The organism is Neoroseomonas alkaliterrae, assembly GCF_014199195.1.
In the GTDB taxonomy this organism is placed as follows: domain Bacteria; phylum Pseudomonadota; class Alphaproteobacteria; order Acetobacterales; family Acetobacteraceae; genus Neoroseomonas; species Neoroseomonas alkaliterrae.
In genome coordinates this window covers 73128-95852 of sequence record NZ_JACIJE010000005.1, presented here as the reverse complement: position 1 = coordinate 95852, position 22725 = coordinate 73128, and the positions used below count along the sequence as shown (strand labels likewise).

At 71.7% G+C, this 22725-nt stretch carries 24 protein-coding genes; 10 read left to right on the top strand and 14 right to left on the bottom strand.

The features are described 5' to 3' along the window. Window positions 1-23 precede the first annotated feature (23 nt). The 5 genes from FHS88_RS10105 to FHS88_RS10085 all read left to right on the top strand — a co-directional run bounded on the left by FHS88_RS10105 (window position 24) and on the right by FHS88_RS10085 (window position 5400). On the top strand, window positions 24-905 hold the full coding sequence (locus FHS88_RS10105) for a DMT family transporter (RefSeq protein WP_184484187.1): 882 nt from the start codon (window positions 24-26) through the stop codon (window positions 903-905). Window positions 906-962: 57 nt separating this feature from the next. Further along, the gene (locus FHS88_RS10100) at window positions 963-1697 is read left to right on the top strand and encodes a CoA transferase subunit A (protein ID WP_184484185.1); all 735 of its coding nucleotides are present in this window, start codon (window positions 963-965) and stop codon (window positions 1695-1697) included. Next, window positions 1697-2326, top strand: a complete 630-nt coding sequence (locus FHS88_RS10095) for a CoA-transferase (protein ID WP_184484183.1) — start codon at window positions 1697-1699, stop codon at window positions 2324-2326. The genes FHS88_RS10100 and FHS88_RS10095 overlap by 1 nt, the downstream gene beginning before the upstream one ends. Window positions 2327-2331: 5 nt before the next feature. Continuing rightward, window positions 2332-2931, top strand: coding sequence for a 2-hydroxychromene-2-carboxylate isomerase (locus FHS88_RS10090; protein ID WP_184484181.1), 600 nt, complete (start codon window positions 2332-2334; stop codon window positions 2929-2931). A gap of 171 nt (window positions 2932-3102) precedes the next feature. Continuing rightward, window positions 3103-5400: a molybdopterin cofactor-binding domain-containing protein gene (locus tag FHS88_RS10085; protein WP_184484179.1), complete on the top strand. Its 2298-nt coding sequence runs from the start codon at window positions 3103-3105 to the stop codon at window positions 5398-5400. Here FHS88_RS10085 and FHS88_RS10080 read toward each other — a convergent pair. Genes FHS88_RS10080 through FHS88_RS10045 form a run of 8 tightly spaced genes read right to left on the bottom strand, consistent with a single transcriptional unit; the run spans window position 5384 to window position 12917 of the window. Further along, window positions 5384-6613, bottom strand: coding sequence for a TIGR03862 family flavoprotein (locus FHS88_RS10080; protein WP_184484577.1), 1230 nt, complete (start codon window positions 6611-6613; stop codon window positions 5384-5386). The genes FHS88_RS10085 and FHS88_RS10080 overlap by 17 nt on opposite strands. Further along, entirely contained in the window at window positions 6610-6984 is a 375-nt protein-coding gene (locus tag FHS88_RS10075) for a VOC family protein (protein ID WP_184484177.1), read from the bottom strand. The genes FHS88_RS10080 and FHS88_RS10075 overlap by 4 nt, the downstream gene beginning before the upstream one ends. A 19-nt stretch (window positions 6985-7003) precedes the next feature. After that, window positions 7004-8206, bottom strand: a complete 1203-nt coding sequence (locus FHS88_RS10070; RefSeq protein WP_184484175.1) for a CaiB/BaiF CoA transferase family protein — start codon at window positions 8204-8206, stop codon at window positions 7004-7006. Next, window positions 8203-9051, bottom strand: a complete 849-nt coding sequence (locus FHS88_RS10065; protein ID WP_184484173.1) for an FAS1-like dehydratase domain-containing protein — start codon at window positions 9049-9051, stop codon at window positions 8203-8205. Before FHS88_RS10065 ends, FHS88_RS10070 begins: the two co-directional genes overlap by 4 nt. Further along, a complete protein-coding gene (locus FHS88_RS10060) occupies window positions 9048-9887 on the bottom strand; it encodes an amidohydrolase family protein (RefSeq protein ID WP_184484171.1) in 840 nt (279 codons plus the stop codon). The genes FHS88_RS10065 and FHS88_RS10060 overlap by 4 nt, the downstream gene beginning before the upstream one ends. Before the next feature lie 2 nt (window positions 9888-9889). Then, complete coding sequence (locus FHS88_RS10055; protein ID WP_184484169.1) at window positions 9890-10741, bottom strand: amidohydrolase family protein; 852 nt, start codon at window positions 10739-10741, stop codon at window positions 9890-9892. Next, the gene (locus FHS88_RS10050) at window positions 10738-11718 is read right to left on the bottom strand and encodes a Bug family tripartite tricarboxylate transporter substrate binding protein (protein ID WP_184484167.1); all 981 of its coding nucleotides are present in this window, start codon (window positions 11716-11718) and stop codon (window positions 10738-10740) included. Before FHS88_RS10050 ends, FHS88_RS10055 begins: the two co-directional genes overlap by 4 nt. A 59-nt stretch (window positions 11719-11777) precedes the next feature. Continuing rightward, window positions 11778-12917, bottom strand: a complete 1140-nt coding sequence (locus FHS88_RS10045) for a 2-methylaconitate cis-trans isomerase PrpF family protein (protein WP_184484165.1) — start codon at window positions 12915-12917, stop codon at window positions 11778-11780. A 58-nt stretch (window positions 12918-12975) separates the two neighbouring features. On the opposite strand from FHS88_RS10045, the gene FHS88_RS10040 reads away from it, so the two are divergent. Next, window positions 12976-13899 (top strand): dihydrodipicolinate synthase family protein, encoded by a 924-nt coding sequence (locus FHS88_RS10040; protein ID WP_184484163.1) that lies wholly within the window; start codon window positions 12976-12978, stop codon window positions 13897-13899. Here the strand turns inward: FHS88_RS10040 and FHS88_RS10035 are convergent. Continuing rightward, entirely contained in the window at window positions 13896-14360 is a 465-nt protein-coding gene (locus FHS88_RS10035) for an Lrp/AsnC family transcriptional regulator (protein ID WP_184484161.1), read from the bottom strand. The genes FHS88_RS10040 and FHS88_RS10035 overlap by 4 nt on opposite strands. 124 nt (window positions 14361-14484) lie before the next feature. Here FHS88_RS10035 and FHS88_RS10030 point away from each other — a divergent pair, with 124 nt between their 5' ends. The 3 genes from FHS88_RS10030 (at window position 14485) to FHS88_RS10020 (ending at window position 17451) form a co-directional block, all read left to right on the top strand. Next, window positions 14485-15744, top strand: a complete 1260-nt coding sequence (locus FHS88_RS10030) for a D-amino acid dehydrogenase (protein ID WP_184484159.1) — start codon at window positions 14485-14487, stop codon at window positions 15742-15744. Window positions 15745-15803: 59 nt separating this feature from the next. Continuing rightward, entirely contained in the window at window positions 15804-16106 is a 303-nt protein-coding gene (locus FHS88_RS10025; RefSeq protein WP_184484157.1) for a putative quinol monooxygenase, read from the top strand. Between the two features lie 109 nt (window positions 16107-16215). After that, window positions 16216-17451, top strand: a complete 1236-nt coding sequence (locus tag FHS88_RS10020) for an alpha-hydroxy acid oxidase (RefSeq protein ID WP_184484155.1) — start codon at window positions 16216-16218, stop codon at window positions 17449-17451. 42 nt (window positions 17452-17493) lie between these two features. Here the strand turns inward: FHS88_RS10020 and FHS88_RS10015 are convergent, their stop codons facing one another. After that, complete coding sequence (locus FHS88_RS10015) at window positions 17494-17880, bottom strand: c-type cytochrome (RefSeq protein WP_184484153.1); 387 nt, start codon at window positions 17878-17880, stop codon at window positions 17494-17496. Window positions 17881-18029: 149 nt separating this feature from the next. On the opposite strand from FHS88_RS10015, the gene FHS88_RS10010 reads away from it, so the two are divergent. Continuing rightward, window positions 18030-18308: a hypothetical protein gene (locus FHS88_RS10010; protein ID WP_184484151.1), complete on the top strand. Its 279-nt coding sequence runs from the start codon at window positions 18030-18032 to the stop codon at window positions 18306-18308. 11 nt (window positions 18309-18319) lie between these two features. Here the strand turns inward: FHS88_RS10010 and hemC are convergent, their stop codons facing one another. Genes hemC through chlG form a run of 4 tightly spaced genes read right to left on the bottom strand, consistent with a single transcriptional unit; the run spans window position 18320 to window position 22724 of the window. Continuing rightward, window positions 18320-19291: a hydroxymethylbilane synthase gene (hemC, locus tag FHS88_RS10005; RefSeq protein WP_184484149.1), complete on the bottom strand. Its 972-nt coding sequence runs from the start codon at window positions 19289-19291 to the stop codon at window positions 18320-18322. After that, the gene (locus tag FHS88_RS10000; RefSeq protein ID WP_184484147.1) at window positions 19288-20475 is read right to left on the bottom strand and encodes a geranylgeranyl diphosphate reductase; all 1188 of its coding nucleotides are present in this window, start codon (window positions 20473-20475) and stop codon (window positions 19288-19290) included. Before FHS88_RS10000 ends, hemC begins: the two co-directional genes overlap by 4 nt. 15 nt (window positions 20476-20490) lie before the next feature. Next, a complete protein-coding gene (locus FHS88_RS09995; protein WP_184484145.1) occupies window positions 20491-21804 on the bottom strand; it encodes an MFS transporter in 1314 nt (437 codons plus the stop codon). Further along, window positions 21801-22724: a chlorophyll synthase ChlG gene (gene chlG / locus FHS88_RS09990; RefSeq protein ID WP_338146502.1), complete on the bottom strand. Its 924-nt coding sequence runs from the start codon at window positions 22722-22724 to the stop codon at window positions 21801-21803. Before chlG ends, FHS88_RS09995 begins: the two co-directional genes overlap by 4 nt. Window position 22725: the final 1 nt, after the last annotated feature.

Here is a 22725-nt window from a genome sequence, read left to right as displayed (position 1 = left end):
GCCCAAGCGCCGGCGGGCCGGGCATGAGCGAGGCCGCGGCGCAGGCGCGGCAGCGGCTCCTGCTCGGCATCTTCTTCATGTGTGCGGCGACCACGCTGTTCCCGATCATGAACGGGATCGTGCAGGTGCTCTCGCGCAGCTATCCGTCCGAGCAGATCATCTGGGCCCGGACTGCGGGCCATCTCGCGATCGTGCTGGCGCTGGTGGTGCCGCGCTACGGCTTCGGCGTGCTCGCGACGAAGCGGCCGGGGGCGCAGATCGCGCGCTCGCTGCTGCTGCTCGCCTCCACGACGCTGTTCTTCTTCGCGGTCAAGGATGTGCCGCTGGCCAAGGCCGCGTCCATCTCCTTCATGGCGCCGTTCTTCGTCACGCTCCTTGCCCTGCCGATGCTCGGGGAGCGGATCGATCCGAAGCGCCTTGCCGCCGTGATCGTCGGCTTCCTCGGCGTGCTCGTGGTGATCCGTCCGGGCAGCGAGGTATTCCAGCCCGCGTCGTTGCTGATCGTCGGCTCGGCCTTCTGCTACGCGGTCTATCAGATCCTGACGCGCAGGGTGGCGGGGCTCGACCGGCCCGAGACCTCGGTGATGTACTCCGCACTGATCGGCACGCTGCTGATGAGCTGCGTGGTGCCCTTCGTCTGGACCGCGCCGGACAACCTGCACGACATCCTGCTGCATCTGGCGCTCGGTTGCCTCGGCGCGGGCGGGCATTGGTGCGTGGCGAAGGCCATGACCTACGGGCAGGCGTCGGTCATCTCCCCCTTCCAGTACTGGCAGATGATCGGCTCCGTCGCTGTGGGCTACGTCATCACGGGGCTGTTCCCGGATGCCTTCACCTGGCTCGGTGCGAGCATCATCATCGCTGCCGGCATCACCATCGCGGTGGCGGAAAGCCGCCGCCGCTGATCCCTTTACAGCCCGCGCGCCCCGCCGGACGATGTGCGGACGGGAAGGGAGGGGCGCATGGCGCGACGCAGCAAGATCGTGGCCGATTTCGACGCTGCCGTGCAGGGCATCGAGGACGGCTCCACCATCGCTTTCGGCGGCTTCGCGCTGCCCGGTTCGCCCTTCAACCTGATCGCCGCGCTGCTGCGCCAGGGCGCGAAGCGGCTGGTCTGCGTCGGCAACACCACCGGCGGGCCGCGCAAGCCGCGCAATCCGGACATCGGCATGCTGGTGGAGAACGGCCAGGTGGCGAAGGTCATCTGCTCCTTCACCGCGGGTTCGCGCGCCTCGGACGTGCTGCCCTTCACGCCATACTACGAACGGGGCGAGGTGGATGCCGAGACGGTGCCGCAGGGCACGCTCGCCGAACGCCTGCGCGCGGCCGGTGCGGGAATCCCGGCCTTCTACACACCGGCCGGCGTGGGCACCGAGATCGCCGAAGGGCGCGAGACGCGGGTGATCAACGGGCGCGAATACCTGCTGGAGTACGCGCTGCCGTGCGATGTCGCGCTGCTGCGCGCCTACCAGGCCGACGAGGCGGGCAACCTGCGCTTCCGCCGCGCGCAGCGGAACTTCGGCCCGATCATGGCCATGGCCGCGAAGCTCGTCATCGTCGAGGTCGAGGAACCGATCCTGCCTGTCGGCGCCATCGATCCCGATGATGTGCATACGCCGGGGATCCTGGTGCACCGCCTGGTGCACATCCCACCCGCGCCCGCGGCCATCTGGCCGACGCTGAAGGAGACCCGCTGATGCCCTGGTCCCGCCCCGAGATGGCCGAGCGGCTGGCACGCGAGTTCCAGGACGGATGGATCGTCAATCTCGGCGTCGGGATGCCGACGCTGATCGCGGATGTGGATCTGGGCGGGAAGGAGATTGTCTTCCATGCCGAGAACGGCGTGATCGGCTTCGGGCCGGTGGCGCCGGAGGGGCAGGAGGACATCCACCTCGTCGATGCGAGCCGCCGCTACATCACGCTGCCGCCGGGCGGGGCGATCGTGCATCACGCCGACAGTTTCGCGCTGATCCGCAGCGGCCGCATCGACGTGACGGTGCTCGGCAGCTACGAGGCGGCCGCGAACCGCGACTTTGCCAACTGGAAGGTGAAGGGTGCCAAGGGTGGCGTGATCGGCGGTGCGATGGACCTCGCCGCCTGCGCGAAGAACGTGTTCCTGATGATGGAGCATCGCACACGGGACGGGGCGCCGCGCCTGCTCGCGCAGTGTGCCCTGCCCGTCACGGCGCGCGGCGTGGTGAAGCTGGTGATCACCGAACTCGGCCTGTTCGAGCCGACCGGGACTGCCTTCAGGGTGCGCGATCTCGCCCCCGGCGTCACGATGGATGAACTGCGTGCGGCGACCGCCGCGCCGGTGACGGAGTGAAGGCCATGCACATCGACTACTATGCCTCGCTCAACTCGCCCTGGACGCATCTCGGCGCGGCGCGAATCGAGGCGCTGGCCGCCCAGCATGGCGCGAGCCTGCGCATCCATCCGGTGGATTTCGGCACGATCTTCGCCGCCTCGGGCGGGCTGCCGCTGCCGAAGCGCTCGCCGCAGCGCCAGGCCTACCGGCTGCAGGAACTGGCGCGCTGGCGCGAGGCGCTCGGCATTCCCATCACCATCCAGCCGAGGCATTTCCCGCACGATGAGTTGCCAGCCGCCGCCTGCGTGATCGCGGTGCGGGAGACGATGGGCGATGCGCCGGCCATCCGGCTCGCGCATCGCGTGCTGAAGGCGCTGTGGGAGGAGGAGAAGAACCCTGCCGAGCCTTCGACGCTTGCCGCGCTGATCACCGAGGCGGGGCTCGATGCGGGACAGGTGATGGCGCTCGGCGCCGATCCGCGCTGGCTCGAACGGCGCGCGGCCGATACCAGGGCGGCTCTCGAGCGTGGCGTGTTCGGCGCCCCGTCCTATGTCATCGGCGAGGACATCTTCTGGGGGCAGGACCGGCTCGACTTCGTGGCGCGGCGTCTGGCGCGGGGGTAGAGGGCATCGCATCATGACGGTGTTCGTGACCCGGGAGACGCGAATGACGGAACTGCCCGCGCTGCGCCGAAGGGCGCTCGTCCGGAATGCCGGGAAAAGGGCGAGGATGCCGGCCTTCGGCGAGGGGCTCCGTTGCCCTGCCGCGCCGCCACGGCGCGTGGGGGAACTCCCGTGACCTACACCGGCCGATCCATCCGCCGCTTCGAGGATGCGCGACTGCTGACCGGGCGCGGGCGTTTCGTCGCGGATCTCGACATCCCCGGCGCGCTGCACGCCGTGACGCTGCGCTCGCCCCATGCCCATGCGGAGATCCGCTCGATCGACACCGCGGCGGCCCGTGCGGCGCCGGGCGTGGCGCTCGTTCTGACCGCGGCGGATCTCGCGGCGGAGGGCATAGGCCCGCTTCCCTGCACGAGCGTCGTCGCCTCGGTCACGCCGATGGTGGTGCCGCGCCGTCCCGTGCTGGCGGAAGCGCGCGTGCGTCATGTCGGCCAGCCCGTCGCCTTCGTCGTCGCCGAGACGGAGGCGGCGGCGCGGGATGCGGCGGAGCTCATCGCCGTGGAATACGCGCCGTTGCCGGCGGTGGTGGACGCGGCCGAGGCGCTGGCCCCGGATGCCCCGCAGATATGGCCGGAGGCGCCGGGCAATCTGGTGTTCCGGTTCGAGAAGGGCGACCGCGCCGCGACCGACGCGGCCTTCGCGCGCGCGGCGCATGTGGTTTCACTCGACCTCTACAACAACCGCGTCCACGCCCTGCCCATCGAGCCGCGTGCCTGCGTCGCCCGCTTCGCCGATGGCCGCTTCGACCTCGTCTTCACCGGCATGGGCGTGCATGGCGTGCGGCGGCAACTCGCCACCGTTTTCGGCCTGCCGGAGTCCGCCTTCCACCTGAGCTGCCCCGATGTCGGCGGAGGCTTCGGACTGAAGAATCTGCTGTTCCCCGACTATGTGTGCGCGCTGGTCGCGGCACGGCGCAGCGGCCGCCCGGTGCGATGGGTGGCGGAGGCGAGCGAGGAGTTCGCGGCCGCCGTGCATGGGCGCGACCTTCGCGGGCATGCGCGCCTTGCCCTCGACGCGGAGGGGCGTTTCCTTGGCCTTGATGTCGAGACGGTGGCCGACATGGGCGCCTATCTCTCGGCGGTCGGGCCGCATTGCCCGACCAACGCCTTCTCCACGGCGATGGGCGGCGTCTATGCCATTCCCGCGATGCACCTGACGGTGCGCGGCGCCTTCACCAATTCCGTGCCGATCGATGCCTATCGCGGCGCGGGCAAGCCGGAGGCGAACTACCTGATCGAGCGCCTCGTTGACGCGGCGGCACGTGCCGCGGGCCGCGATCCCGTCGCGCTTCGCGAGGTGAACATGCTGCCCAATGCGCCGCATGTCACGGCGATGGGCATGAAGGTGGATGGTGGGCGTTTCGCGGAGAATCTCGCAGTGCTCGCGCGGGCATCGGATGCCGCGGGCTTCGCACGCCGGCGGGCGGAGGCGGCGGCACGCGGCGCGCTGCTTGGCCGCGGCGTCGCCTGCTTTCTCGAGACCGCCCGCGGCGCCCCGGGCGAATGGGCGAGCGCGCGGCTGGACGCCGATGGCACCGCGACCATCGCCGTCGGCACCCATTCCAACGGGCAGGGGCACGAGACCGCTTTCCCGCAGGTTGCCGCCGACCGGCTCGGCATTCCGGCCGAGCGGATCGTCTTCCGGCAAGCCGATACCGGGTTGCTCTCGAACGGGCATGGGCATGGCGGCGCGCGATCGCTGCATATGGGCGGGCATGCGTTGGTGCTTGCCGTGGATGCGCTTCTCGCGAAGGCACGGCGCATTGCGGCGCATCTGCTGCAGGCCAGTGAGGATTCGCTCGACTTCGCCGACGGAAGATTCGCGGTGCGCGGAACCGACCGCTTCGTGGATCTGGCCGCCATCGCGCGCGCAGCCGCCGATCCCGCCAGCCTGCCGGAGGGCATGGAGCCTGGCCTTAGTGTCGAGGCGCACAATGCCGGCGACCTCGTGACCTTCCCCAATGGCTGCCATGCTGCGGAAGTCGAGATCGACCGGGAGACGGGCGTCGCGACGCTGCGGCGCTATGTCGCGGTGGATGACTACGGGCGCCTGGTGAACCCGATGCTCACCGCAGGTCAGGTTCAGGGCGGACTGGCGCAGGGGATCGGCCAGGCGCTGCTGGAGGAGATCGTGCATGACCCGGAGTCCGGGCAGTTGCTCACCGGTTCGCTGATGGACTACGCGGTGCCGCGCGCGGACGACCTGCCCGATCTCGAGGTGCTTCTGGAAGGCACGCCGACCGCGGCGAATCCGCTCGGCGTGAAGGGCGTCGGCCAGGCCGGGGCGATCGCCGCGCCGCAGGTGGTGATGAACGCCGTGGCCGATGCGCTGTCGCAGATCGGCGCCACCGCGCCCGACATGCCGGCTACGCCCGAGAAGCTGTGGCGCGCGATCAGCGCGGCGCGCTGAGCGCCCAGGCCGCCGCCGCTTGACCAGCGGCGCGGCCCGTCGCGAAGCAGGCCTGCAGGAGATAGCCGCCGGTCGGAGCCTCCCAGTCCAGCATTTCGCCGCAGGCGAAGACGCCGGGGAGGCGGCGGATCATCAGGTCGGGCTCGACTTCCTGCCACGCAAGGCCGCCGGCGGAGGAGATGGCGCGATCGAGGCCGAAAGGCGCAAAGAGGCGCAGCGGCAGGGCCTTGATCAGCGCGGCGATGTCCTCGGCTGGGGCGCCGCCGCGGATGGCCTCCTGCACCAGCGCGATGGCGGGCGGGGAAAGCCCCGCTGCGCGGCGCAGGTGGTTCGAGAGCGTGGTGGCCGGCGCCCGGCGGGCGATGCGCCGCGCAAGATCCTCGGCTGAGATGTCGGGCCGCAGGTCGAGCAGCGCGGTCGCCTCGCCCGTGGCCGCGATGGCCTCGCGCAGCGGGGCCGAGAGCGCGTAGATCACTCCACCCTCGATCCCCCGCTGCGTGATCACCGCTTCGCCCCGTGCGGCGTGTTCGCCGAAGCTGAGGGCGATCCGCTTCAGCGGCGCGCCGGCGAAGCGGTTGCGGAGATGCTCGGACCACGCGACCGCGAAGCCCATGTTCGATGGGCGGAGCGGGGCGATCGCGCAGCCGGGCAGCAGCGCGGTCCAGGCGCCATCCGCGCCGAGCCCCGGCCAGGATGCGCCACCCAGCGCCAGCACGGTCGCACCCGGCGCCAGCCGCGTCTCTCCCTGTGGCGTCGCCACCCGCAGCAGCCCGTCTTCCGTGAAGCCGAGCCAGCGATGCCTCGTGCGCAGACCGACGCCATGTTCGGCGAGACGCGCAAGCCAGGCGCGCAACAGGGGAGAGGCCTTCATCGCCTTCGGAAAGACGCGGCCGGAGGAGCCGATGAAGGTCTCCTGCCCGAGCGCCTCGCACCAGGCGATCAGCGCCGATGGCGGGAAGGCGCGGATATGCGGTTCGAGCCGCTCGCGCGCCGCGCCGTAGCGGCCGAGGAAGCGGTCGAGCGCTTCGGAATGCGTCAGGTTCAGCCCGCCGCGTCCGGCGATGAGCAGCTTGCGCGCGGGCGAAGGCATGTGGTCGAGGATGGTGACCGGCGCACCAGTCCCGGCCGCTGCCTCCGCCGCCATCAGCCCCGCGGGACCGGCGCCGATGACGATGACGCATCGCGCTCCGGTCTGGCGCTGCGGCGCGTTCAGGTGGCGCTCCGTTCGAGGAGTTCGATCGAGACGTTCTCCGGCGCGCGCAGGAAGGCGATGCGCACGCCGGGACGGATGGTGGTGGGCTCCATGGTGAAGGTGACGCCCTTCGCCTTGAGCGACGCGACCACCGCATCGATCCCGGTGACGGCAAGGCCGATATGCTCGAGGCCTTGGTAGGGCGCGGTGGGGGCCTCGCCGGTTGCGGCCTCGTTGACCGGCGAGATGAACACGGTCTGGCCGCCGAGCACGAAGTCGATGCGCTGCGGGCTGCGGCGCAGCGTGACGCCGAAGGCGCGTTCGTAGAAGGCCGCGGTCGCCTCGGGGTCGGGGCTGCGGAGATGGATGTGGTCGAAGGTGAAGGTCGTCATCGGCGGGTTTCCATCGGGTTCAGGCTGCGGTTTCGATGAGCACGCCGTCCGCGACGAGCGCGGCGATCTCCGCCTCGGTGAGGCCCGCCGCCGCAAGCACCGCGCGGCCATCGGCGCCGAGGCGCGGCGCGGGCGGGCGCGGCGGGGCATCGCCGCCCGAGAAGCGGTTCGGCGCACCGATCGCCCATGTCGGGCCCTCGGTCGGGTGTTCCTCCTCACGCACCATGCCGACCGCGCGCAGATGCGGATCCTCGATCAGCGAGGCGATGGTGTTGTAGGGCGCGGCCGGCACGTCCATCCGGTCGAAGATCTCAAGCCACTCCGCCGTGGTCCGCCCGCCAAGGGAGGTGGCGCGGATGTGGAAATACTCCTTCGTGTGCTGCACGCGCTGCGCGACGGTGGCGAAGCGCGGGTCGGTCTTGAGGTCCGGGCGCCCGATGGCGTCGAAGAAGGCGTGCGCCTGCGCATCGGTGTTGGCCGAGACGCAGATGTAGCCATCCTTCGTCGGCAGCGGCTTGCCGTCCGGGCTCAGCACGCGGTGGTCGCCGGGCGGGCCGAGCGGCGGGCGGAAGGAATGCGCGCCGAGATGCTCCTGCATGATGTAGGCGGCCATGTTCTCGAACATGGGCACCTCGATCGCCTCGCCCGTGCCGGTCTTCTCGCGGCGATAGAGGGCGAAGCCGATCATCTGCGCCGCGATCAGCCCGACCGTGTGGTCGGCGACGAGGAAGGGCACGTAGCGGGGTTCGCCGGTCGAGGCCTCGAAGGTGCCGGCGACGCCCGAGACCCCCTGGATCACCGTGTCGTAGGCGGGGCGCCCGGCATAGGGCCCACGGGTGCCGAAGCCGGTGATGGAGCAGTGGATGAGCCGCGGCGCGAGGGCGCGGAGGCTCGCCGCATCCACGCCGAGGCGTTCCTGCGCGTCGGGCCGGATGTTGGTGAGGAAGACATCCACGGTCGCCGCGAGACGCTTCAGCGCGGCGATGCCCGCCGGCTTCTTGAGGTCGAGGGCGAGCGACTTCTTGCCGCGGTTGAAGTTGAGGAACTTGCCGTTCATCCCGGGGCTGCGGCCCTTGCCGGCGAGCCAGCGCAACAGGTCGCCACCCGGCGCCTCGACCTTGATGACCTCGGCGCCGTGCTCGCAGAGCACATGGCTGCAGATCGGCCCGACCACCACCGCGGAGAGGTCGAGCACGCGGATGCCGTCGAGCGGGCCGCTCATGGCGTGATCGTCGCGCCGATCCGCAGCGCCATCGCGCCGGCCTCGTCCTCGACCCAGAGCGTGCTGCGCCCCTCGGCATCCGGCGGATCGCCGCAGAGGGTGGCGCGGCGGCCGCAGAACACCGGCTGCATGGTGCGCGCGTCGTAGCGCCGGACCTGCGCGCCCGGGGTGTGGCGCAGCGCCGCCTCGAACAGGAAGAGCGTGCTGACGCTGCCGTTCACGACCAGGGCCGGGTAGCCTTCCACGTCGCGCGCATAGTCGGCGTCGTAGTGGATGCGGTGGCCGTTGAAGGCGAGGGCGGAGAAGCGGAAGAGCATCACCGGGTCGGGCGCCCAGGGCTCGCGCCAGGCGGCGTTTGGGACGACGGCGGGTGCCTCCTTCGGCGCGGGCGCGTTCCGCTTGGCTTCGAGGTAGGCGATGTCCTGTTCCTCCACGGCCACCAGCCCGTTCGGGCCGGTGATGGTGTGGCGGAGGAGGAGGAAGATCATCGCGCCGCTGCGCCCGACCTTCGGCGTGATGGCGGCGATCTCCGTCTCGCGCTCGAGCGTGTCGCCGACGCGCGGGGGCGCGTGGTAGGTCACGCGCCGCCCGCCGAGCATCCGCCGGGGCAGCGGCACGGGCGGCAGGAAATCGCCCTTCGCCGGATGGCCATCGGGGCCGAGCTGGGATTGCGGGGCGGCATCGTCGAACAGGATCGAGAGCCAGTGGTTCGGCACCGGCGCGCCGCGGTCGAGCGCGACATCGGCGCGGTCGGTCAGCGCCGCCATCCGGCGGACGAGCGGTGTCGCCATTTCGTCGGCGATGCGGCGCTTGCGGCCGATCCAGGAATGCAGGTTGCCGGTCATGGGAAGCCGTAGAGCCTCGCGGGGTTGTCCACCAGCACGCGCCGGAGCGCCGTCGCGTCGCCGAACTCGGGCAGCAGGTCCACGAGGTCGGCCTCGTCCGGTTCCCAGCGCACATTCGGGTGGGGCCAGTCGGTGCCCCAGAGCGTGCGGTCCGGTGCGGCTTCGATGAGCCGGCGCGCGAAGGGGACGGCATCGCGGAAGGGCGGGCCCTCCGCCGAGATCCGCTCTGCGCCCGAGACCTTCACCCACCAGTTCGGGCGTTCCAGCAGGTCGAGCAGAAGGCGGAAGGCGGGGTGATGCGTGCCCTGCGGCGCCGGGACACGGCCCATGTGGTCCACCACGACGGTCACCCGCAGGCCGCGCAGCAGCTCCTCGAAGGCCAGGAGGCTTTCCGCATCGAGATGCAGCACGAGATGCCAGCCCATCTCCGCGATGCGGTCGGCGGTTCGCCGCAGCAGCGCGAGGTCCGGCACGCCGCCGAGGTGCTTGAGGAAGCCGAAGCGCACGCCGCGCACGCCGCCCTCGTGCAGAGCGCGATACTCGGCATCGCCGAAGGTCTCGTCCACCAGCGCGACGCCGCGATAGCGCGCGGGGTCATCCGCGATGGCGTCGAGCATCGCGCGGTTGTCGGCCTTATAGACCGTGGTCTGCACGATGACGGCGCGCTCGATGCCGAGGCGGCGATGCAGCGCGCGAAGGTCGTGCTTCGTGCGCTCGGGCGGCGTGTAGGGCGCGCCCTCGGCCAGCGGGAAGCGGTCAAAGGGGCCCCAGATGTGCACATGCGTGTCGCAGCTTCCGGGCGGAAGCGTGAAGCCGGGGCGGCGGTCGGACGCCATGCTCAGACTCCGGGGAAGCCGTAGAGCCGCGCGGGCGTGTCGGTCAGGATCTTCCTTCGCAGCACGGGGTCGGTGGTCCAGTCGAGGAAGACGCGCAGCAGGCGCGCGGCGTCGGGGCGGCCGCCTTCGGGGCGCGGATGCGGCCAGTCGGTGCCCCAGACCAGCGCGTCGGGATTGGCCGCGACCAGCACATCGTGGAAGGGTTTGGCCTCCAGGTAGTCCGGTGCCGTCGCGCCGAGGCGGTAGGTGCCGGACAGCTTCGCCATGTAGCGGCCCTCGCCGACGCCGCGGAGCAGCGCCTGGAAGCCGGGGTCGTTGATGCCGTGGCTGTGGTGCATCCGCCCCATGTGGTCCACCACGATCCGCACCGGCAGCTTCGCGAGGCGCGGTTCGATCTCCGGCAGGTGGCGCGCGTCGATCCAGAGCTGGAGATGCCAGCCGAGTTCGGCCATCAGCGGGACGAAGGGCTCGATCTCCGCCAGCCGGACGCCGCCGTGGTAGGCGGCCTGGCCGTCGCGGCGGTATTCGTTGGCGCGCAGGCCGCGGATGCCGTCGCGGTGCATGGCGCGCAGCGTGTCGGCGGTGGCCTCGGCGCCCACCACCGCGATGCCGCGCAGACGCTCCGGCGCCCGGCGCAGCGCATCGAGCGTGCAGGCATTGTCGCGGTCATAGGCGGAAGGCTGGACGATCACGCCGCGGTCGAGGCCCAGACGGTCGAGCAGGGCGAGGTAATCCTCGAGCGTCTCGTCCTCCGGCGTGTAGGAACGCGGCTCGGCGTAGGGGAACTTCGCGGCGGGGCCGAAGATGTGGCAGTGGCAGTCGGTCGCGCCCGGCGGCGTCTCGCGTCCGCTCATTGCATCGTGATCCCGGCCGTGCGGACCACGCTGCGCGAGCGCGCGAGATCCTCGCGGATGAAGGCGGCGAAGCCCTCGGGCGTGGCGAGCGGGCCGGCCGCGGCCTCGCCGCCCATTGCTTCCATGCGCGCGCGAAAATCGGGATCGGCTACGATCGCGGCCATGGCCGCGCCGAGCTTCTGCAGCACCTCGGCCGGCGTGCCGGCCGGCGCGACCAGGCCCACATAGGAGGCGGCGGTGAAGCCCGCGATGCCCTGTTCGATCATGGTCGGCACTTCGCGCAGGGCGGCGAGGCGCGCGGCCGAGGCCACGGCGACGATGCGCCCCTTGCCGTCGCGATGCAGCGGCAGGGCGGTGGAGAACTCGGTGAACAGCAGCGGCACGTTGCCGGCGACGAAATCCGGCACCGCGGCGCCGCCGCCGCGATAGGGGACGTGCAGGATCTGCGCGCCGCTCGCGGCCTTGAAGGCTTCGAGCGAGAGATGGGTCGCGCTCGCCACGCCGGCCGTGCCCGCGCCCAGCGCGTCGGGCCGCGCGCGCGAGGCGGCGACGACATCCGCGACGCTGCGCCAGGGCGCGGCGGACTGCACCATCAGGCAATGCGGCACCTGCATCGCCATGGCGACGGGCGCGAAGTCCCGCTCCGCATCGTAGGGGAGGCGCGCCTGGACGGCGGGGTTGACGCTGAGCGGGCCGTTCGAGCCGATCAGCAGCGTGTAGCCATCGGGGCGCGATCGCGCGACCGTCTCCGCGCCGAGGCTGCCGCCCGCGCCGGGGCGGTTCTCCACCACCACGGGCTGGCCGAGCCGGTCCTGCAGGCGCGGCTGGAGGATGCGCGCGATGGTGTCGGCATTGCCGCCCGCGGCGAAGGGCACGATGACGCGGAGCGGGCGGTCGGGCCAGGCGGTCTGCGCGCGCGCCGGGCCGGCGAGCGATGCACCGGCGGCAGCGGCGATGGCCATGCGGCGGCTGATCATCGGTGGCGTCCTTCCCCCTTATGGTCCTTGCCGCTGGTATCGCATGGGCAGGGCCGCGCTCAAAGCAGGCGCATCGGCACCGCGACCGCGCCCTGCATCAGCCTGCGAGCGGTGCGGAACACCACCGCGCTCTCGGCGAACCAGCCGGTTTCGCGGCGCGAAACCTCGGCGCCGACCGAGAGCAGGCCGGAGGGGTTGGCGAGGCGGACCTCGTCCGGCAGCGCCTGCGTCGCCAGGGCATGCGGCAGCGTGCCCGCGATGCGGCACGCGACGCCGAGCGCCATGCCGCCGGTCAGCGGCACCGCGCGATGGGCGCGCTCCATCGAGATCATGCGCACCGCGATGTCGTGCGTGTCGGCGGCGTGCTCGGCGCCATCGAGGGCACGATAGGCGGCGGGCGCGGCGACCACCGCGACCTTGGGGATGGCGAGCGGCGCCTCTTCGGGCGTGCGGGCGAGGCCCATGCGCACTGCGGCGATGCGCCGCAGCGCATCGAGCAGCGCCATGCGCTCCGGGTCGGCCTCGATCGCATCGGGGCTTTCGGTGCCGGCGAGGCCGATTTCCCGCGCGTCGAGGAAGACGCAGGCATTGGCGGCGTCAATGAGCGTGGCGCGATAGCGGCGGCCGTCGTGTTCCAGCGCCTCCATCGCGTGGCCCGTGGGCAGCAGCGCGCCGGTCGCGCCGCCGCCGGGGGCGAGGAAGTCGAGGCGGATGCGCGCGCCCGTGCCGGCCACGCCGGCCATCGCGAAGTCGCCCGCCACCGCGGCCCGGCCGCCGCGCACGGCGAAGCGCGCGTGGATGATGCGCTTCGTGTTGACCTGGTGGATGCGGATCAGCGCCTCGCCATCCGAGGCGCGCACCAGCCCCTCGTCTACCGCGAAGGGGCCGACGGCGGCGGAGAGGTTGCCGCAGTTGGACGACCAGTCCACCAGCGGCCGGTCCACCGCGACCTGGGCGAAGAGGTAGTCCAAATCCGCCTCGGGGTGCGTGGGCGGGCCGATGATGACGGCCTTGGAGAGCGAGGAGATGCCGCCGCCCATCCCATCCAGTTGCCGACCATAGGGATCGGGGCTGCCGAGCACGGCGAGCAGGATCGCATCACGCTGAGCGGGGTCGGCCGGCAGGTCCCTGGCGTGGAAGAACACGCCCTTGGAGGAGCCGCCGCGCATGAAGACGGCGGGAATGAAGGCCTGGTCCATCTGGTCGTTCCTGCTGCGCGCGGTATGGTGGAGCGGAAATCAGCATCAAGGGATGCCCATGCTCGACCGTTCCGCCAAGGGCGTTTTCGTCATCGCGCCGACGCCGTTCCTGCCCGATGGCGCGCTCGACCTCGACAGCGCGGACCGCATGACGGACGCCTTCCTCGCGGCCGGAGCTTCGGGGCTGACGCTGCTCGGCGTGATGGGGGAGGCGCCGAAGCTGACGCAGGAGGAAAGCGTGGCCTTCGTGGCCCGCGTGCTGAAGCGCGTGGCCGGGCGGGTGCCGGTGGTGGTGGGCGCCTCGGCGCCGGGCTTCGCGCCGATGAAGGCGCTCGCGCGCGCGGTGATGGACCTCGGCGCGGCGGGGGTGATGGTATCCCCCCCGCCGGGGCTGAAGGGCGACGAGGCGGTGGTCTCCTACATCGCGCAGGCGGTGGAGACGGTGGATGCTCCCTTCGTGCTGCAGGACTACCCGCAGCTCTCGGGCATCACCATGACCGCGCCGATGATCGCGCGCATGGCCGCCGACCCGCGCGTGGTGATGCTGAAGGCCGAGGACTGGCCGGGCCTCGACAAGCTGACGGCGGTGCGGCGCCTGGAGGCGGAGGGGAAGATGCCGCGCATCGCGATCCTCGGCGGCGTCGGCGGGCAGTTCCTGCCGGAGGAACTCGCGCGCGGCGCGGACGGCATCATGACCGGCTACGCCTTCCCCGAGATGCTGGTGAAGGTCTGCGAACTGATCTGGGCGGGCAAGCGTGACGAGGCGCAGGACCTTTTCGATGCGCACTTGCCGCTGATCCGCACCGAGGTGCAGCCCGGCCTCGGGCTTGCCATTCGCAAATACGTGCTGAAGCGGCGCGGCATCATCGCGCATGACACGCTGCGCGCGCCGGGGCCGAAGCTGACGGCGGAGACGGCGGGCGAGGTGGACTACCTGCTCGGCCGGCTCTCGCGGGTGCAGCCGTTGAAGGCGGCGGCCTAGCCGCGGCTGCCGATGACGCGGCGGATCGCGAAGGAGGACTGGATCCGCGCCACGCCGGGCAGGCGGGACAGCTGCTCCTTGTGGATGCGCTCGTAGTCGGCGGCGTCGCGCGCCTCCACGCGCAGCAGGTAGTCCGACATGCCGGTCATGAGGAAGCATTCGCGGACTTCCGGCAGCCGCCGCACCGCGGCCTCGAAGCGCGAGAGGTGTTCCTCGGTCTGGCGGTCGAGGGTGATCTGCACGATCACCGTCACCGTGTCCTGCTGCGGCGCTTCCTCGATGATCGCGGTGTAGCCGCGGATCACCCCGCTGCGTTCGAGCAGCCGCAGCCGGCGCAGGCAGGCCGAGGGCGAAAGGCCGACGGCCGCGGCCAGCGCGGCATTGGTGATGCGCCCATCCTGGCGGAGGGCGCGGAGGATGCGGAGGTCGGCGTCGTCGAGGCTTGGCACGATCTGCGACATTTTCGCAGAATCTGCGAAGCATGGCGAGCCCATTGGAACTTCCTGCGCCATTCCGGCAGCACCTGCGAGGCACGCAGGCGCAGCATTCCCGGCGCGGATCGTCTCCATTCCCAGCAGGTGCCCCATGCGCGTCATCGTCCTTGGCAGCGGCGTCGTCGGCGTGACCTCGGCCTGGTATCTCGCCAGGGCGGGTCACGAGGTCACCGTGCTCGACCGGCAGAAAGCGGCGGGGATGGAGACCTCCTTCGCCAATGCCGGGCAGCTCTCCTACGCCTATTCGGCGCCATGGGCGGGGCCGGGGATCCCGGTCAAGGCGCTCAAATGGCTGATGATGCGCCACCGCCCCCTGGTGCTGTGGCCGCGCGCGGACCGGCGCCTCTACTCCTGGCTGGCGATGATGCTCGCCAACTGCACCGAGGCCGCCTACCGCCTCAACAAGACGCGCATGGTGCGGCTGGCCGAGTACTCGCGCGACTGCCTCGGCGACCTGCGGCGCGAAACGGGCATCGCCTATGACGGGCGCAGCCAGGGCACGCTTCAGCTCTTCCGCACGCAGAAGCAGCTCGACCATGTGGCCGAGGACACCGCGGTGCTCGACACCTTCAAGGTGCCCTACGAGGTGTTGGACCCGGCCGGCTGCATCGCCGCCGAGCCCGCTTTGCGCCACGTGCAGGGCCGGTTCGTCGGCGGCCTGCGCATGCCGGGCGACGAGACCGGGGATGCGCACATCTTCACCCAGCGCCTCGCCGCCATGGCCGAGGCCATCGGCGTGCGCTTCCGCTACGGCGTCAGCATCCGCGGCCTGCGGACCGATGGCGACCGAATCAGCGGCGTCGTCACCGATGCGGGTATCGAGACGGCGGATGCCTATGTCGCCGCGCTCGGCTCCTTCACGCCGCAACTGCTCGCGCCGCTCGGCGTGCGCGTGCCGGTCTATCCGGTGAAGGGCTATTCGCTGACCATCCCGATCCGCGACGAGGACGGCGCGCCGGTCTCCACCGTCATGGACGAGACCTACAAGGTCGCGATCACCCGGCTCGGCGACCGCATCCGCGTCGGCGGCACCGCGGAACTCGCGGGCTTCTCCCTGCAACTGCGCAAGCCGCGGCGCGAGACGCTCGAGCATTCCGTGACCGACCTCTTCCCGCGCGGCGGCGACGTCGCGGAGGCCGCCTTCTGGACCGGCCTCAGGCCGATGACGCCCGACGGCACGCCGGTGGTCGGCCCGACGCGGCTGCGCAACCTCTACCTGAACACCGGACATGGCACGCTCGGCTGGACCATGGCCTGCGGCTCGGGGCGCGTGCTCGCGGACCTCGTGACCGGCCGGAAGCCGGAGATCGAGACGGCCGATCTGGCGCTGGCGCGCTACGCGGCGGCCTGATCTTTCCCGCAGGGCGGTTCCGGGCCACCCTGGCGGCATACGCCAGGGAAGGAGCCGCCATGCCCAAGGTCGCCATCCACGTCGAATTCCGCTTGAAGCCGGGCCAGCACGCTGCCTTCGACGCGCTGATCCGCGAGCATGCGCGCCTGACTCTGCAGGAGGAGCCGGGCTGCGAGCGCTTCGAGGTGCTGCAGCCGCTGAAGTCCGACGGCACGAAGGATGAGGGCCGGATCATGCTGGTGGAGGTCTATCGCGACCAGGAGGCGGTGAAGGCGCATGTCGCGAATCCGCGCATGCCCAGGGTGCGCGAGGCCTATGCGCCGCTGATCGAGGCCCGCACCCTGACCATGTGCGAGCTCTGAGCGCGAGGGCGCCTCGGGCCAGCCCTGCGGCGGGCGCGCCCCTCCGCCCCTGGCCCGATGCGCCGCGAGGCGGCAGAATCCAGACCATCTTGTTCCGGGTGAGACGTCCATGACCGCCGAAGGCCCCGCGCAGTCCCGCGCGCCCGTCAATCCAGGCACCCTCTCGCAGAAGCGCGCGGCCCCGCCGGTGCCGCCGAACCTGCGCGGCTTCCTCTCGCTGCAGGATTTCGAGAAGGCGGCCGCGCGGCACCTGCCGAGGATGCTGCACGGCTACCTTGCCGGCGGCGTGGAGACCGACTGGTCGCTCGCCGACAACCGCCGCGCCTTCGCCGAATGGGGCTTCATCCCGCGCGTGCTGGTCGATGCCCGGGCGCGGACCACCGCGGCAAGCCTGTTCGGCAGGGACTATGCGGCGCCCTTCGGCATCCCGCCCATGGGCTCCTCGGCGCTGCTCGCCTATCGCGGCGACATCGTTCTGGCGCAGGCGGCGCGGGCGAAGAACATCCCCTTCATCATGTCGGCCTCCTCGCTGATCAGGCTGGAGGAGATCGCCAAAGCCAACCCGGATGCCTGGTATCAGGCCTACCTGCCGGGCGAGCCCGCGCGCATCGAACCGCTGGTGGACCGCGTGATCGCCGCCGGCTTCAAGACCTTCGTGCTCACGGTGGACGTGCAGGTCTCCTCCAACCGCGAGAACAACATCCGCAACGGCTACACCATCCCGCTGAAGCCGACCTTCCGGCTGTTCTGGCAGGGGGCGACGCATCCGCGCTGGGCCTTCGGCACCTGGTTCAGGACGCTGCGCAACCACGGCATGCCGCATTTCGAGAACATGGACGCCGGGCGCGGCCCGCCGATCCTCTCGCGCGACCTGGAGCGCGCCTTCGGCGCCCGCGATGGGCTCTCCTGGCCGCACCTGGAACTGATCCGCCGCCGCTTCCCCGGCAAGCTGCTGATCAAGGGCGTTCTGCACCCCGACGACGTGGTGCGGGCGAAGGAGATCGGGGTGGACGGCTTCATGGTGTCGAACCACGGCGGTCGGCAGCTCGACGGCGCGGTGTCGGGCCTGCGCATGTTGCCGGAGATCGTGAAGGTGGCGGGCGGCCTGCCGGTGATCTACGACGGCGGCGTGAGGCGCGGCACGGACGTGATGAAGGCCTATTGCCTCGGCGCGTCCTTCGTCTTCGTGGGGCGGCCGATGCTCTGCGCGGCGGCGGTGCGCGGCCAGCCGGGCGTGGAGCGCGCGATCGACCTCCTGCAGGAGGAGATCCACCGCGACCTCGCGCTGATCGGTGCGAACAGCATGCAGGAACTGGGTCCCGAGTTCCTGATGAGGGTGGGCTGAGGCCACGGCCACCGGGCGCCGCGCGCCCGGCGGGGGATCGGCCTATTTCAGCGTGTTGAGGTAGGCGATCAGGTTGTTGAGCTGCTCGGGATTGCGAATGCCGGCGAAGGCCATGGTGCCGCGCGGCACCAGATCCTTCGGATTGGTGAGGTAGGCGCGCAGCCGGTCCTCGGTCCAGGTCAGGCCGCCCTCGGCCAGTTCCCGCATGTTGGCGGAATAGCGGAAGCCCTCGATCGAGGCGGCGCGCCGGCCGACGATGCCCCAGAGGTTGGGGCCGACACCGTTGCGCCCGCCCTGCTCCGAGGTGTGGCAGGCGCGGCACTGGTTGAAGACGCGCTGGCCGGCCGCGGGATCGCCGCCTTGCGCCAGCACCGTTCCGGGCAGCATCGCAGCGGCCGCAACCGCCATGGAAACCACGAGACGTCGCATCAGGTACTCCTCCCGCTTGGCCAGGCACGGGCAGCCGTGGGCAAAGGCCGCCGGACGAAATCGCTGACCATGTTGACCGGCAACCCCGGAGTTAGGCCCATTTGCCGATCTGGCAAGTCAGGACGACGCATGGCGCGCGGAGGCCGATGATGGAAGCCCTCATCCAGAGCGGCAGGGTGGCCGACCTGGTGCTGTTCTGCCTCGCGGCCGAGGCGGTCCTGCTGCTCACGCGCCGGCGCCTGACGGGGCGTGGGCCGGGCGTGGCGGATGTCGCGGCAATCATCCTGCCGGGCGTGTTCCTCGCGCTGGCGCTGCGATTCGCCCTCGCGGGCCCGGCTTGGCCCTGGGTGCCGGTCGCGCTCGCGGGCGCGCTGGCGGCGCATCTCTATGACCTTGGCCGCCGGCTGCGTCGCGACCATAGCCGCTGACCCGAGGGCGTTCACGCCAGGATGTCGGCCGGGGCGTCGCGGCGCAGGGCGGCGCCGAGTTCGCGCCCGATCCGCTCGGCATCGGCCACCGGGCCGCTGACGCGCCGGCGCAGCAGGAAGGACCCGTCCGGGCGCGCGATCAGGCCGGTGAGATAGAGCGCGCCATCCATCAGGATCCGCGCATGGCCGCCGATCGGCGTGCGGCAGGATCCGTCGAGGGCCGCGAGCAGCGCGCGCTCGGCCGTCGCGACCGCGCGCGCGGCAGGATCCTCGACGGCCGCGAGCAGGTCCAGGAGCGCCGTGTCGTCGGCGCGGACCGTCACCCCGACGATGCCCTGGCCTGCGGCGGGCACAATCTCCTCAGGGTCCAGGACGGCGCTCGCCACCTCGTCCATGCCGAGCCGCTTCAGGCCCGCGAAGGCGAGCATCGTCGCATCGAAACCCTCCTCCGCGAGCCTCCGCAGCCGCGTCTGCACATTGCCGCGGATCGTCTCCACCCGCAGATCCGGGCGCGCGTGGAGGAGCTGCGACTGCCGCCGCACGGAGGAGGTGCCGACCACCGCGCCCGCAGGCAGGGCGGCGAAGGGCGCGCCGGGCAGGCCGGCGCGGCCGCCGGGGGCGAGCACGATCGCGTCGCGCGGATCCTCGCGCCGCAGCGTGCAGGCGAGCACGATCCCGGCGGGGAGTTCCGTCTCGAGGTCCTTGAGCGAGTGCACGGCGAAGTCGATCCGCCGGTCGAGCAACGCCTCGTGGATCTCCTTGGCGAACAGGCCCTTGCCGCCGATCTCGGCCAGCCGCCGGTCGAGGATGCGATCCCCGGCGGTGGACAGCGCGCATTCCTCGAAGAAGGTGTCGCCGCGCAGCATCGGGCAGAAGCCGCCGACCACGCCGAGGAAGTGCCGCGCCTGCCACAGCGCGAGCGGCGAGGCGCGGGTGCCGATGCGCAGCGGCGCCGGATGCGCGCGGACGGCAATACCGCTCATGCCCGCGCGAAGCCGAAGAGATGCGCGAGGTCCTTGAAGAAGATCCGCACATGAGCCATCGGGTCGCGCCGCACCAGTTCCTTGTTCATGTAGGATTCCCAGGTCAGGCGCTGCACGTCCTTGTCGGCGCAGATCTTCACGAACTTCTCGCGCCGATTCTCCGAGGAGTACCAGAAGTACTGCATGATCCCGAGGATCATGAAGACCGTGCCGTGGCCCTTCATGAAGCGCTTGCGCGCGAGCTTCAGCGCGCGGGCGTCGCCGGTCGCTAGGCAGGCTTCGCAGGCTTCGGCGGCAAGGCGACCGCCGAGCATGGCGTAGTAGATGCCCTCGCCCGAGGCTGGGGCCACCACGCCCGCGGCATCGCCGGCGAGCAGCACGTCGCGCCCATTGTCCCAGCGCCTCGCCGGCTTCATCGGGATGGGCGCGCCTTCGTGGCGGATCGTGCGCGCGGCGTCGAGGCCCGTGGTCCGGCGCAGTTCGGCGATCGAGGCGCGCAGCGCGAAGCCCTTCTGCGCCGAGCCCGTGCCGATGCTCGCCGTGGCGCCGTGGGGAAAGATCCAGGAATAGAAATCCGGCGAATGCTTGCCCTGGTAGAAGACGTCGCAGCGCCGAGGGTCGTAGGCATCGGAAGGGGCGGGTGCCTCGATGATCTCGTGATAGGCGAAGACGAAGGGGATCTTCGCCGCCGCCGGCACCTCCTGCTTCGCCACCTTCGAGCGCGCGCCATCGGCGCCGATCACGAGGCGCGTGCGCAGGCGATGGAAGGCGCCGTCCTTGTCCTCGAAGACGACGACGGGGCTGCCGTCCGCCTCGCGTTCGATGGCCTCGAAGGTGCCGGTGAACCGGACGGCGCCCTCATGCGCGGCGCGGGCGCGCAGGAATTCGTCGAAATGCTCGCGGTCCACCATGGCGACATAGCCATTGCCCTCGATCGGCATGTCCACGGTCCTGGCGGAGGGCGCGATCATGCGCGCGCTGTTCACCCGCGCGCAGATGATGTGGTCGGGGATGGCGAAGTCGCGCACGAGGCGGGGCGGGATGGCGCCGCCGCAGGGCTTGATGCGCCCGGCACGGTCGAGCAGCGCGACCCGCCGCCCGCCGCGGGCGAGATCCTCGGCCGCGGTGGCGCCGGCAGGGCCGCCGCCGACCACCACGACATCGAAGGGGTCATGGGCCTGCATCCTGTCCTCCCCGGCCTATCGCGCCGCGACCATCGGGCCGAAGGCCGCCCGGCGCGCGCGCCCGATGCGCGCGCCGAGGATGCCGGCGGCCACGAACAGCCCGGCATCCACCGCGAAGACGAGGGCATAGGCGGCGTCCGGCGCACCGAGGGCGAGGCGCGCGACATCCACCGCTGCCGCGCCGGCGAGGCCGCCGATGCCGAAGGCGACCGCCTGCGCCGCGCCCCAGAGGCCCATGCGCGTGCCCTCGCGCCGGCCGCGGCCTTCGCCGACCATCTTCATCATCGAGGCCACCGCGGCCGCCGCGAAGACACCGTTGCCGAGGCCGAGCGCGAAGAAGGCGGCGGCGAGCGGGAAGGCCTCGCCGAGCATCGGGCTCGCGGCGAGCAGCGCCAGCACTGCCGCGGCGAACAGGCAGCCGCCCACCACCCAGCCGCGCAGCGTGTGCGCGAAGCGCCCGCCAAAGGCCGAGCCGACCACCGCGACGAGGATCATGCCGATCAGCGTCCCGGCGTTCTGCAGCGAGGAGAGTTGCGTGCTCTGCCCGAGCGTGCGGCCGAAGACGGTGCCGGCGAAGGGTTCGAGGATGAGGTCCTGCGCGCTGTAGGCGAGCATGGAGAGGAAGATGAACACGGTGAAGCGGCGCGCCTCCGGTTCCGCCCAGACCTCGGCGAGCGCCTGGCGGAAGGGCGGCTTGCTGGCCGGTTCGGGCGCCGCGCGCGCCGCGGCCGGGCCCTCGATGCCGATGACGCCGAGCGTGGCGACGAGCATGGCGATGACCGAGACGCAGGCAGAGACGGCGATCAGCCGCTCCGGCGTGTAGGGATCGAGGAAGCGCCCGGCGATCGCGGTGGTCAGCACGAAGCCCGCGATCATCATGATCCAGACGATGGAGGCCGCCGCGGCGCGCCGCGCCTCGTCCACGCGCGCGGCGAGCAGCACGAGCAGCGATGTCCCGCCCGCGCCGGCGCCGAGGCCGATCAGCGCGAAGGCGACCGCCGCCAGCGCCACCCCCGGCCACAGCGCAACCCCCATCAGCGCGGTCGCGCAGGCCGCGAGAAGCCCGCCCAGGGCCAGAACCGCGATCCCGCCCAGGATCCAGGGCGTGCGCCGGCCGCCCATGTCGGAGCCGTAGCCCCAGCGCGGCCGCAGCATCTGCAGCGCGTAGTGGATGCCGACGAGCAGCCCCGGCAGAGTGGCGGGCAGGGCGAGTTCGACCACCATCACGCGGTTCAGCGCCGAGGTGGTCAGCACCACCACCGCGCCGAGTGCGGTCTGCACGAGGCCGACGCGCAGGATGCCACCCCAGGAGAGGCCGCGCGCCGTCACAGCCCGGCCCCCGCGCGCAGGGCGAAGGCGCTCGCCAGCATCCCGAGCACGAATTGCACGACGCCCGTGCCGTTGTACCAGGGGGCGAGCCGCCTCGGGTCGGTCAGCATGCGCCGCATGGCCCAGGCCTGCCCGGCGAGCAGCGCGGCGACAATCGCGGCTTCCAGCGGCGCGGCCATCGCGAGCAGCAGTGCCACCACCACCGCCTGCGGGACCGCCATGAACCAGCAGGCGACGCGCGCCGCGCGCTCCGGCCCCAGCATCACGGGCAGCGAGCGGATGCCGCTGCGGCGGTCGCCCTCGATCGCCTTGAAGTCGTTCAGCGTCATGATCCCGTGCGCGGCGAGGCCGTAGAGCAGCGCGATCGCGAGCACCGCGGGCCTCGGCGCCGCCTGCGTCAGCACCGCTGCGGCGGTGATCCAGGGCAGGCTTTCATAGGCGAGGCCGCAGGCGAGGTTGCCCCACCAGCCATTCGCCTTCAGCCGCAGCGGCGGCGCCGAATAGGCCCAGGCCAGCGCGACGCCGCAGGCCGTGGCGATCAGGCCCCAGGCGCCGAGCATCGCGCCCCAGGCGAGCGAGACGCCGGTCCAGGCCACGGCCACCCACAACCCCCAGCGGCCGGGCATGCGGCCCGAAGGGATCGGCCTCTGCGGCTCGTTGATCGCATCCACATGGCGGTCGAACCAGTCGTTCACGGCCTGGCTCATGCCGCAGACCAGCGGCCCGGCGAGGAGGATGCCCGCGGCGATCAGCAGCCACGCCTCGCCGAAGGCGGCGCCCGAAGCCACCGCGCCGCACAGGAAGGCCCACATGGGCGGGAACCAGGTGATGGGCTTGAGCAGTTCCAGCACCGCCCCGGGCGCAGGGTAGGCGCGGGTTTGCGTGGCGGGCGCGGCGTCGAGTTCTGCGCGGCCCGACACC

What these genes read in the sequence shown, in the direction of transcription:
- FHS88_RS10000 (WP_184484147.1), bottom strand. Translation starts at nt 20,475, where the DNA reads ATGCAGGCCCATGACCCCTTCGATGTCGTGGTGGTCGGCGGCGGCCCT.
- FHS88_RS10060 (WP_184484171.1), bottom strand. Translation starts at nt 9,887, where the DNA reads ATGGCGTCCGACCGCCGCCCCGGCTTCACGCTTCCGCCCGGAAGCTGC.
- FHS88_RS10040 (WP_184484163.1), top strand. Translation starts at nt 12,976, where the DNA reads ATGCTCGACCGTTCCGCCAAGGGCGTTTTCGTCATCGCGCCGACGCCG.
- FHS88_RS10010 (WP_184484151.1), top strand. Translation starts at nt 18,030, where the DNA reads ATGGAAGCCCTCATCCAGAGCGGCAGGGTGGCCGACCTGGTGCTGTTC.
- hemC (WP_184484149.1), bottom strand. Translation starts at nt 19,291, where the DNA reads ATGAGCGGTATTGCCGTCCGCGCGCATCCGGCGCCGCTGCGCATCGGC.
- FHS88_RS10070 (WP_184484175.1), bottom strand. Translation starts at nt 8,206, where the DNA reads ATGAGCGGCCCGCTCGACGGCATCCGCGTGCTCGACCTCTCCGCGGTG.
- FHS88_RS10065 (WP_184484173.1), bottom strand. Translation starts at nt 9,051, where the DNA reads ATGACCGGCAACCTGCATTCCTGGATCGGCCGCAAGCGCCGCATCGCC.
- FHS88_RS10105 (WP_184484187.1), top strand. Translation starts at nt 24, where the DNA reads ATGAGCGAGGCCGCGGCGCAGGCGCGGCAGCGGCTCCTGCTCGGCATC.
- FHS88_RS10045 (WP_184484165.1), bottom strand. Translation starts at nt 12,917, where the DNA reads ATGGACCAGGCCTTCATTCCCGCCGTCTTCATGCGCGGCGGCTCCTCC.
- FHS88_RS10035 (WP_184484161.1), bottom strand. Translation starts at nt 14,360, where the DNA reads ATGTCGCAGATCGTGCCAAGCCTCGACGACGCCGACCTCCGCATCCTC.
- FHS88_RS10020 (WP_184484155.1), top strand. Translation starts at nt 16,216, where the DNA reads ATGACCGCCGAAGGCCCCGCGCAGTCCCGCGCGCCCGTCAATCCAGGC.
- FHS88_RS10095 (WP_184484183.1), top strand. Translation starts at nt 1,697, where the DNA reads ATGCCCTGGTCCCGCCCCGAGATGGCCGAGCGGCTGGCACGCGAGTTC.
- FHS88_RS10075 (WP_184484177.1), bottom strand. Translation starts at nt 6,984, where the DNA reads ATGACGACCTTCACCTTCGACCACATCCATCTCCGCAGCCCCGACCCC.
- FHS88_RS10050 (WP_184484167.1), bottom strand. Translation starts at nt 11,718, where the DNA reads ATGATCAGCCGCCGCATGGCCATCGCCGCTGCCGCCGGTGCATCGCTC.
- FHS88_RS10030 (WP_184484159.1), top strand. Translation starts at nt 14,485, where the DNA reads ATGCGCGTCATCGTCCTTGGCAGCGGCGTCGTCGGCGTGACCTCGGCC.
- FHS88_RS10025 (WP_184484157.1), top strand. Translation starts at nt 15,804, where the DNA reads ATGCCCAAGGTCGCCATCCACGTCGAATTCCGCTTGAAGCCGGGCCAG.
- FHS88_RS10015 (WP_184484153.1), bottom strand. Translation starts at nt 17,880, where the DNA reads ATGCGACGTCTCGTGGTTTCCATGGCGGTTGCGGCCGCTGCGATGCTG.
- FHS88_RS10055 (WP_184484169.1), bottom strand. Translation starts at nt 10,741, where the DNA reads ATGAGCGGACGCGAGACGCCGCCGGGCGCGACCGACTGCCACTGCCAC.
- FHS88_RS10090 (WP_184484181.1), top strand. Translation starts at nt 2,332, where the DNA reads ATGCACATCGACTACTATGCCTCGCTCAACTCGCCCTGGACGCATCTC.
- FHS88_RS10100 (WP_184484185.1), top strand. Translation starts at nt 963, where the DNA reads ATGGCGCGACGCAGCAAGATCGTGGCCGATTTCGACGCTGCCGTGCAG.